Consider the following 11,255-nt stretch of genomic DNA (forward strand, 5'->3'; position numbering starts at 1 on the left):
GTCGCCCTCGACGAGAGTGCACCGGATCCGGCGCTCGCGGGGGTGTGGGGCCTGGTCCGCGCGGCGCGCGCGGAGGCACCCGACCGGTTCGCGCTCGTGGACGTGGACGGCACGGACACGTCCTGGGGTGTCGTGAGGACGGCGCTTGCCTTGGGCGAGCCGGAGTTGGCGGTGCGCGGTGGAGCGGCCTACGCGCCACGGCTGGGACGCGTCACTGCTCGTGGTGAACTCGCCGCTCCTGCAAGGGAGTCCGGGAATGCGGCCTGGCGGCTGGACGTCGTCGAGAAGGGCACCCTGGAAGGGCTGGCGCTGCGGCCGGTTCCGGAGGCGGAGGCCGTACTTGAGGCGGGCCAGGTCCGTATCGGAGTGCGGGCGGCCGGTGTCAACTTCCGCGATGTGCTGAACGCGCTCGGTATGTATCCCGGTGATGCGAAGGACTTCGGTCTCGAGGGCGCGGGTGTCGTGACCGAGGTCGGGCCGGGTGTCGTCGAACTGGCCGTCGGCGACCGCGTGATGGGCCTCTTCTCCGGTTCCTTCGGTCCGGTTGCGGTCGCGGATGCGCGGAAGGTGGCCCGGATCCCCGCGGGTTGGTCCTTCGCGCAGGCAGCGACGGTGCCCGTGGTGTTCCTGACCGCGTACCACGCACTCACCGACCTGGCAGGGGTGCAGCCCTGGGAGTCGGTGCTGGTGCATGCGGCTGCCGGTGGCGTCGGCATGGCCGCCACCCAACTGGCGCGTCATCTGGGCGCAGAGGTGTTCGGTACGGCGAGCGCGGGCAAGTGGGACACGCTGCGCGGCCTCGGTCTGGATGATGCGCACATCGCTTCGTCGCGGGATACGGACTTCGAGGAGGCCTTTCTCGCTGCGACCGGTGGTCGTGGTGTGGATGTGGTGCTGGACTCCCTCGCGGGGGAGTTCGTGGACGCGTCGCTGCGGCTGCTGCCGCGCGGTGGCCGGTTCCTGGAGATGGGCAAGACCGATGTCCGGGGTGCCGATGAGGTTGCTGCCGAGCACTCCGGTGTGAGGTATCAGGCGTTCGATCTGATGGACGTGGAGCCGGAGCGGATCGGGCGGATGCTGTCGGAGCTGGTCACCCTCTTCGAGCTGGGGGCTCTGCGGCCGCTTCCTGTGACGTGTTGGGATGTGCGGCGGGCGCCGGAGGCGTTCCGGTATCTGTCGCAGGCGCGTCATGTGGGCAAGGTCGTCCTCACCGTCCCGGCGCCGATGGATCCGGACGGCACCGTGTTGGTGACCGGTGGTACGGGTGGCCTGGGCGCGCTCGTGGCCCGGCACCTTGTCACCGAACATGGCATCAGACACCTGCTGCTGGCGAGCCGTCGTGGCCCGGAGGCCCCCGGGGCGGGCGAACTCGTGGCGGAGCTGGCCGACTTGGGCGCAACGGTGGAGGTGGCGGCGGTGGATGTCGCCGACCGGGACCAGCTCGCCGCCGCGCTCCACACGATCCCCGCCGACCGCCCGTTGACCGCAGTCCTGCACATGGCCGGTGTCCTGGACGACGGTGTGGTGGTCTCGCTGACTCCGGAGCGGCTGGCCAGGGTGATGCGGTCGAAGGCGGACGCCGCGGTGCACCTGCATGAACTGACCCATGAGGCCGATCTGTCGGCGTTCGTGGTCTTCTCCTCCGCTGCGGGCACGTTCGGTGGTGCGGGGCAGGCCAACTACGCGACGGCCAATGCCTTCCTGGACGCCTTTGCCGCAACGCGCCGCTCGTCCGGTCTGCCTGCCACCGCTCTCGCGTGGGGTCCGTGGGCGCCGGGTGCTGGCATGACCGCCGAGCTGAACGAAGCCGATCTGCGGCGTATGGCGCGGAACGGCATGCTCCCGCTCGCTCCCGAGGTGGGCCTCCGTCTGCTGGACACCGCGCTGGATCTGGGCGCGGGTATGGAACGGGCCGCCGTGCTGCCCGTCGACTTGGACATCGCGGCGCTGCGCGGGCGGACATCGGACGATGTTCCCCCGCTGCTGCGGGCTCTGGTGCGTGGCCGTGGTCGCCGCAAGGCCGAGATCGGGACGGGCGGCGACGCCACCGGCCTGCGGCAGCGGCTGCTCTCCCTGCCGGCGGCCGACCGCGAGCGCTTTCTGCGGGATTTCGTCTCGGAGCAGTCGGCGTCCGTCCTGGGGCATGCTTCCGCGCAGCAGGTCGAGTCGGGGCAGGCGTTCAAGGATCTCGGTTTCGACTCGCTCACCTCGGTCGAGCTGCGCAACCGCATGAATGCCGCCACTGGCATGCGCTTGCCCTCGACCCTGGTCTTCGACTACCCCACCCCGGCCGCACTGGCCCACCACCTCCTGGCGGAACTGTCCGATGAGGAGGACGAGGTCGTTGCCTCCGTGCCGGTGCTGCCTTCGGTGGTGGGTGCTGGCGACGATCCGGTGGTGATCGTGGGGATGGCGTGCCGGTTCCCCGGTGGGGTCGAGTCGCCCGAGGATCTGTGGCGGTTGGTCAGTGAGGGGAGTGATGCGATCGGTGGGTTCCCGACCGATCGTGGCTGGGACCTGGACAGTCTCTTCGACCCGGAGCCCGGTACGCCGGGACGGACCTACGTCCGCGAGGGCGGTTTCCTGCACGCCGCTTCCGAGTTCGATGCGGGGCTGTTCGGGATTTCGCCGCGTGAGGCGTTGGCGATGGATCCGCAGCAGCGGTTGTTGCTGGAGACGTCGTGGGAGGTCTTCGAGCGGGCCGGTATCGATCTGGCGACGCTGCGTGGCAGCCGTACGGGTGTCTTTGCCGGGGCCATGGCCCAGGACTACGGCTCCTTCCTGCGGGCGGCCGAGTTGGACTCGGGCGGATACCTCATGACCGGGAACACCGGCAGTGTGGCGTCGGGCCGTATCGCGTACACCTTCGGTTTCGAGGGTCCCGCGGTGACGGTGGATACGGCGTGTTCGTCGTCGTTGGTGGCGCTGCATCTGGCCGCTCAGGCGCTGCGCAGTGGTGAGTGCGATCTGGCGCTGGCCGGTGGTGTCACCGTCATGTCGACACCGGAGACGTTCCTTGAGTTCTCGCGGCAGCGGGGGTTGGCGTCGGACGGTCGGTGCAAGGCGTTCTCGGATGGTGCGGATGGGACGGCGTGGGCCGAGGGCGTGGGTCTGCTGCTGGTGGAGCGGCTCTCCGACGCCCGCCGCAATGGGCATCGGGTGCTGGCGGTGGTTGCCGGGTCGGCGGTCAACCAGGACGGTGCGTCGAACGGGTTGACGGCGCCGAACGGTCCCTCGCAGCAACGCGTGATCCGTCAGGCCCTGGCCGGTGCCGGTCTGCACCCCGCCGACATCGACGCGGTGGAGGCGCATGGTACGGGGACTCCGTTGGGTGACCCGATCGAGGCACAGGCCCTCATCGCCACCTACGGCCAGGATCGTGAACAGCCTTTGTGGCTGGGTTCGTTGAAGTCGAATGTGGGTCACACGCAGGCGGCTGCCGGTGTCGGCGGTGTGATCAAGATGGTGATGGCGATGCGGCAGGGAGTGCTGCCGCGCACCCTGCACGCCGAGGAGCCGTCCTCGCATGTCGACTGGTCGGCGGGGGAGATCTCCCTGCTGAAGGAGAACGTGGAATGGCCGCAGCCGCAGGACCGTCCGCGCCGTGCGGGTGTGTCGTCCTTCGGGATCAGCGGCACCAACGCCCACGTCATCCTCCAACAGGCCCCGACAGGCGAGACCGTCCGTGCCGGCGAAACTGCCGACCCCGGTACGGACGGCCTCGCCGCAGCCCTGCCGGTCTCCGACACCTCTGCCGTTCTCCTGCCTCTCTCCGCCGCCGAACCCCGCGCGCTGCGCGCCCAGGCCGAACGGCTGGCAACCCTCCTCGCGTCGGACGCAGAGCTGTCGCACGCCGATGTCGGACTCTCACTCGCGACGACGCGTTCCGCGCTGGAGCACCGCGCCGTGCTCCTGGCCGCCGACCGGGAGCAGGCCCTGCACGGCCTTGAGGCACTGGCGCAGCACGAGTCCGCCGGCCATGTCGTCACCGGTACGGCGGCCGCCGACGGCGTTCGTACGGCGTTCCTTTTCGCGGGCCAGGGGTCCCAACGCCTGGGCATGGGGCGAGAGTTGTACGAGGAGTACCCGGCCTTTGCCCAGGCTTTCGACGCCGTCTGCGCACACGTCGACCAGGAGCTCGAACTGCCCCTGCGGGAGGTGGTGTTCGGCGAGGACGCGGAGCGGTTGAACCGTACGGAGTTCGCGCAGCCCGCGTTGTTCGCGCTCGAGGTGGCGTTGTTCCGGCTTCTGGAGAGCTGGGGCGTCCGTCCGGATGTGTTGATGGGGCATTCCATCGGTGAGTTGGCGGCGGCTCATGTTGCCGGTGTGTGGTCGCTGGGCGACGCCTGCCGTTTGGTCGCGGCCCGGGGCCGCTTGATGCAGGCGCTGCCCGCGGGCGGAGCGATGGTGGCGCTGGAGGCGTCCGAGGAGGAGGTGCTGCCGCTGCTGGCCGGGCGGGAGGCCGAGGCCGGCATTGCAGCCGTCAACGGCGCCGAGGCCACCGTGGTCGCCGGCACGGAAGCGGCCGTGGAGGAGATCGCCGCGTACTTCCGGGACCTCGACCGCAAGGCGACGCGGCTGCGGGTCAGCCACGCGTTCCACTCCCCTCTGATGGAGCCGATGCTCGCCGGCTTCCGTACGGTCGCGGAGAGCCTGACGTACCACCGTCCGCAGCTGACCCTCGTCTCCGCGCTCACCGGCGACCTCACCGACGCCGCGGACCTCATGACGCCCGACCACTGGGTGCGGCACGTGCGCCACGGAGTGCGGTTCGCCGACGCCGTCCGCCGGGTGCACGCCGAAGGCGTGGACAGCTGGCTGGAGTTGGGCCCGGACAGCACGCTCACCGCGCTGGCCCGGGCGGAGGCCGACCCCGCCGAGCAGGCGCTCTTCGTACCCGCCCTGCGCAAGGGCCGCGGCGAGCCCGGCACCCTGCTGCACGCCGTCGCCGCGTTGTACGCCCGGGGTGCCGCGCTGCGCTGGCCGGCGGTGTTCGCCGGTACGGGCGCGCGCCGTATCGACCTGCCGACCTACGCCTTCCAGCGGCAGCATTTCTGGCCGGGTGCTCCGGGTGCCGAGGCGGGCGACGCCACCGGGCTCGAGCTCACGGCCTCCGGTCACCCGCTGCTGGGCGCCGAAGTCGCGCTGGCGGAAGGCAGCGGGACTCTGTTCACCAGCAGAATCTCCCTCACAACCCACCCCTGGCTGCTGGACCACTCTGTGGCGGGTGCCGTCCTCTTCCCGGGCACGGGCTTCCTGGAACTTGTGCTCCAGGCCGGTCTCCGCCTCGGCTGCGGACGTGTTGCGGACCTGACCTTGCAGGCGCCGATGGTCCTGCCCGAGCGGGGTGGCGTACGGGTGCAGGTTGCCGTGAGCGGCCCGGACGAGCGGGGGCGGCGCACCGTCTCGGTCTACTCGAGGACCGACGCGGCCGAGGCCGAGGGATGGGTACGCCACGCAACCGGTCTCCTCGACGCGGACGGCACGGACGCGGCCGCCGGCATCGACGGGGCGCCCGGCTCGGAGAGCTGGCCGCCCGCCGACGCCTCACCCGTCCCGCTGGACGGCTTCTACGAGCGTCTTGCGGACGAGGGGTACGCCTACGGCCCGGTGTTCCAGGGCCTGCGAGCCGTCTGGCGGCACGGCGACGACATCTGTGCCGATGTCCGGCTGCCCGCCGACCATCAGGGCGAGGCCGAGCGCCACGGGCTCCACCCGGCTCTGCTGGACGCGGCGTTGCACGCGTGGCTGGCCGCGGGGCGGACGCCGGCGGACGGTCCTCGTGCGGCGGCGGACGGCTCCACGGGGATGCGGCTGCCCTTCGCGTGGAGCGGTGCCTCTCTGAAGGCGGTCGGAGCGTCCGCCGTGCGGGTGCGGCTGTCGCCGGTGGACGAGGACACCATCGCGCTGACCGTCGACGATGCCGAAGGCCGTGCCGTCGCCCGTGTCGACGCCCTCACCTTGCGGGAGTTGAGCGGGGACGCCCTGGCACCCGCCGCGAGCGCCCCGGTCGTACAGCGGGACTCGCTGTTCCGGCTGGACTGGAGCGCGCTGCCCCCGCTGTCCGGATCCCTCCCGGACCGGGCCGAGCAGTGGGCCGTCGTCGGACCCGAGATGGCAGGGCTCCTTGAGGCCCCGGCCGGCCATTACCCGGACCTCGCGGCGCTGGCCGCCGCGGTCGACGCGGGAACACCGCTGCCGGGCGCGGTGCTCGTCGCCTGTTCCCCGTCCGTGCCGGACGATGCGGCCCTGTGGCCGGGCGCGGACGGCGCCGATGCGCCGGAGACCGTGGAAGCTGCCATCGAGGTGCTGCATCACACCCTTGCCGTCGTGCAGAGCTGGCTGGCGGACGACCGCTTCGGCGCCGCCCGGCTGGTGCTGGTGACGCGGGGGGCCGTGCCCGCCGACGGTGACCGGGCGCTCACCGACCCCGTGGCGGCGTCCGTTTGGGGACTCGTCCGCTCCGCGCAGTCGGAGCATCCCGGACGCCTGGTCCTGCTCGACCTCGCGCCCGGGAAGAGCAACGGCACCGACCGACTCACCGGCGCCGGCACCCGTACCGATGCGGTCACCACCCTCACCGAAACAGCCACCGGTGCCGACGACGTCTCCACCCCGGCCGACCCGGCCCCTGTCCTCGCCACCGGCGAGCCGCAGCTCGCCCTCCGCGGTGGTGTCGTCCACGTGCCCCGGCTGTCCCCGGCCGGAACCGGCGGCGCCCTGCTGCCGCCGCCCGGCGAATCCGCCTGGCGGCTGGACGTCACCACGCCCGGCACCCTCGACGCCCTGGCTCTGGTCGCCTGCCCCGAGGCCACCGGTCCGCTCGCCCCCGGCGAGGTACGGGTCGCGATGCGGGCCACCGGCGTCAACTTCCGCGATGTCCTGGTCTGCCTGGGCATGCTCGACCGCGAAGTGCCAGGCCGTGAGGGCGCTGGTGTGGTTCTGGCGACCGGCCCCGGCGTCACCGGCCTCGCGCCCGGCGACCGGGTGCTGGGTCTCTTCTCCGGGGCGTACGGCCCGGTGGCCGTGACCGACCACCGTCTGCTGGCCCGGCAACCCGACGACTGGTCCTTCACCGAAGCCGCCGCGGCACCCATCGTCTTCCTCAGCGCCTACCACGGGCTTGTGGACCTGGCCGATCTGCGCCCCGGCGAGTCCGTACTCGTCCACGCGGGCACCGGTGGCGTCGGCATGGCCGCCGTCCAGCTCGCCCGGCACTTGGGCGCGGACGTCTTCGCCACCGCCGCCCCCGCCAAGTGGGAGACGCTACGGGCGATGGGTCTGGACGACGACCACATCGCGTCCTCGCGCGACGCGGACTTCGAGGAGAAGTTCCTGCGCGTGACCGCGGGACGCGGCATGGACGTCGTTCTCAACTCCCTCGCCCGGGACCTGATCGACGCCTCCTTCCGGCTGCTGCCGCGGGGCGGTCGTTTCATCGAGATGGGCAAGACCGACCTGCGTGACGCACAGGACGTCGCCGCGGAGCACCCCGGGGTGGTGTACCGGGCGTTCGACCTCAGAGACGTCGACCCCGACCACACCGCCGAGATGCTCACGGCCGTACTCGCCCTGTTCGAGCAGCGGGCCCTGCGCCCGCTGCCGCTCACGACGTGGGATGTGCGGCGAGCCCCGGAGGCGTTCCGGTACCTCAGCCAGGCCCGGCACGTCGGGAAGATCGTCCTCACCGTTCCCGAGGTGCCGGTCGACCTCTCCCGCACCCCCGCCGCCGACGGACGTACCGGGGAGGACACCGGGGGCGAGCGCGCCGCCGACCACGCCCGCATCCATGGCACCGTTCTGATCACCGGCGGCACCGGCAATCTCGGCGGACTGTTCGCCCGGCACCTGGTGACCCACCACGGTGTCTGCCATCTGCTGCTGACCAGCCGCAGTGGCCCCGACGCCCCCGGCGCCGCCGCACTCGTCGCCGAATTGACCGGACTCGGCGCCACCGTCACCGTCGCCGCATGTGACACCGCCGACCGGCATGCCCTTGCCGGGCTGCTCGCCGCCATCCCCGCCGAGCGTCCGCTCACGGCAGTGGTCCACACCGCCGGAATCCTCGATGACGGTGTGGTGGACGCGATGACACCCGAGCGTGTCGACCGTGTCGTGCGTCCCAAGGCGCAAACGGCATGGAACCTGCACGAACTGACCCGCGACTTGAACCTGTCGGCCTTCGTCCTCTTCTCCTCCGTCGCAGCCACGTTCGGCAGCCAGGGGCAGGCCAACTACGCCGCCGCCAACGCGTTCCTCGACACCCTGGCCCACCACCGCAAGGCCCAGGGGCTGCCCGCGCTCTCCCTGGCATGGGGGCTGTGGGACACCGGCGACGGCATGGCGGGCAGCCTCGGCGCCGCCGACGTCCGGCGGATCGGCCGGATGGGCCTCGCACCGCTGACCGAGGAGGAGGGCCTGGCTCTGTTCGACGCGGCCCTCGCCGCCGACCAGGCGATGCTGCTGCCCACCCGCCTCGACCTGGCCGGTCTGGAACGCCGAGGCGCCGAGCCGCCCGCCCTGCTCAGGGCGCTGGCCCGGACTCCGGTCCGGCGGGTCGCCGCCGACACCTCGGCCGCGGCCTCCGGCACGAAGAACGGCGACAGCGATGCGGTGTCCTTCACCGAGCAGTTGCGGCCGCTGTCAGCCGAGGAACGGGAACGGGCCGCCCTGGACCTGGTCCGCACCCACACCGCGGCCGTCCTCGCGCACGCGGACCCCGAATCGGTCGACGTCGACCGGCCGTTCAAGACGCTCGGCTTCGACTCGCTCACCGCCGTCGAGATGCGCAACCGGCTCGGCGCCGCGACCGGGCTCACCCTGCGGGCCACCCTGATCTTCAGCTACCCGACCCCCGCGGTCCTCGCCCGGTACCTGCTGGAGCAGTGCGCGCCGCAGGAGGTGCGCCCCGCCGAAGTCCTCCTCGCGGAGCTCGACAAGCTCGAAGCGGCCATGACCGGTGTCGACAGCAATGGCGACGGCGCACCGGGCGACGACGGGCTGAACGACAAGGTGACCGCCAGGCTGCGGGAACTGCTGACCCGGTGGACCGGCGGCTCGGAGGGGCCGACCGTGACCGGCACCGGACTCGAATCCGCGACGGACGACGAGATGTTCGACCTCATCAACAAGGAGCTGGGCATCACGTGACACCGACCCCGTACCGCACAGGACCCGACGTCTTTGGATCCCCCTCGGGCTCCTCCTAGGAAGTGGCATCGAATGGCGAGCAACGAAGAGAAGCTGCGGGACTACCTCAAGCTGGTCACGGCCGACCTTCGTCAGACGCGTAAGCGTCTGCAGGACATGGAGGACCAGCAGCAGGAACCCATCGCGATCGTCGCGATGGGCTGCCGCTTCCCCGACGGGGCCGACACCCCCCAGGCCCTGTGGCGGCTCCTGGCCTCCGGCACCGACGCCGTCACCCCGTTCCCGGCCGACCGCGGCTGGGACCTCGATGCCCTCTACGACCCGGACCCCGACCGGGCCGGCACCTCGTACGTCCGCGAAGGCGGCTTCCTGCACGACGCCCCGCTGTTCGACGCCGAGTTCTTCGAGATATCGCCCCGCGAGGCCCAGGCCATGGACCCGCAGCAGCGGCTGCTCCTGGAGACCTCCTGGGAAACCGTCGAGCGGGCCGGCATAGTCCCCGCCGCGCTGCGCGGCTCGGCCACGGGCGTGTTCATCGGCGCCATCGCCCAGGACTACCAGCCGCGCTCACAGGACTCCCAGGCCGAACTCGGCGGCCATCTGCTCACCGGCAGCACCATCAGCGTCGCCTCCGGCCGGATCGCCTACTCCTTCGGCCTCGAGGGACCCGCGGTCACGGTCGACACCGCCTGCTCGTCATCGCTGGTCGCCCTCCACCTCGCCGTACGGTCGCTGCGGTCCGGCGAGTGCGACCTGGCGCTCGGCGGCGGCGTGACCGTCATGTCCGGCCCCGAGATGTTCGTCGACTTCGGACGGCAGCGTGCGCTCGCCGACGACGGCCGGTGCAAGGCGTTCTCCGCCGCGGCCAACGGCTTCGGACCCGCCGAGGGCGTCGGCATGCTCCTCCTGGAACGCCTCTCCGACGCCCGCCGCAACGGTCACCCCGTACTCGCCGTGATCCGCGGCAGCGCCGTCAACCAGGACGGCGCCTCCAACGGACTGACCGCACCCAACGGCCCCGCCCAGGAACGGGTCATCCGCGCCGCCCTGGACAACTCCGGCCTGTCCACCGGGGACATCGACGCCATCGAGGCCCACGGCACCGGCACCCCGCTCGGCGACCCCATCGAGGCGGAGGCGCTGCTCGCCACCTACGGCGCCGCACGGCCCGAGGACCGGCCCCTGTGGCTCGGCTCGGTGAAGTCCAACTTCGGCCACACCCAGGCCGCCGCCGGTGTCGCCGGCATCATCAAGCTGGTACTGGCCATGCGTCACGGCCTCCTGCCCCGCACGCTGCACGCCGACGAACCCTCCCAGCACATCGACTGGACGGCCGCGGACCTGCGGCTGCTCACCAGCGAGCAGCCGTGGCCCCGCAACGACGACCGCCTCCGCCGTGCGGCCGTCTCCTCCTTCGGCATCAGTGGCACCAACGCCCACATGATCGTCGAGGAGGCACCGGCCCCGGAGCCGCAGGAGCAGCACGATCCGCAGAAGCCACTCGATCCGCAGGGGCAGGGCGAGCCGCACGCGGCGAACGACGGGACGACCAGGCAGGCCGCGCCCACCGGCGAACACCCTCTGCCCTGGCTCATCTCCGCCCGCAGCCGCGCCGCCCTCGGCGAACAGGCCGCACGCCTGCTCGGCCACCTCGACGACGAGCCCCCGTCCGACCCGGCCCGTGTCGGCCGCGCCCTGGTCACGACCCGCTCCAGCTTCGACCACCGGGCCGTGATCACCGGCCGTACCCTCGACGACCTGCGCGCCGGGCTCACCGCGCTCGCCGCGGGTGAGCCCCACTCTCACACCGTCACTGGCACCCTCAGGTCCGGCGGGCGCACCGCCTTCCTGTTCACCGGCCAGGGGTCTCAACGACCCGGCATGGGCCGGGAGTTGTACGAGACGTATCCCGTGTTTGCGGAGGCTTTCGACGCGGTGGACGGTGAGGTCCCGTTCAGTCTGCGGGAGGTCGTCTTCGGTGACGACGCGGAGCGGTTGAATCGTACGGAATTTGCGCAGCCTGCGTTGTTCGCGCTTGAGGTGGCGTTGTTCCGGTTGTTGGAGAGCTGGGGTGTGCGTCCGGATGTCCTCGTCGGTCATTCGAT

Annotated in this window: 2 protein-coding genes; both read left to right on the forward strand. The window is 71.8% G+C overall.

The features are described 5' to 3' along the window. On the forward strand, window positions 1-9,150 hold a 9,150-nt coding region (locus tag ACGFNH_RS32615; RefSeq protein ID WP_393659996.1), incomplete at its 5' end, for an SDR family NAD(P)-dependent oxidoreductase. A gap of 72 nt (window positions 9,151-9,222) precedes the next feature. After that, on the forward strand, window positions 9,223-11,255 hold a 2,033-nt coding region (locus ACGFNH_RS32620; RefSeq protein ID WP_393659997.1), incomplete at its 3' end, for a type I polyketide synthase.

Source organism: Streptomyces sp. NPDC048639, from assembly GCF_043199075.1.
Lineage (GTDB): Bacteria > Actinomycetota > Actinomycetes > Streptomycetales > Streptomycetaceae > Streptomyces.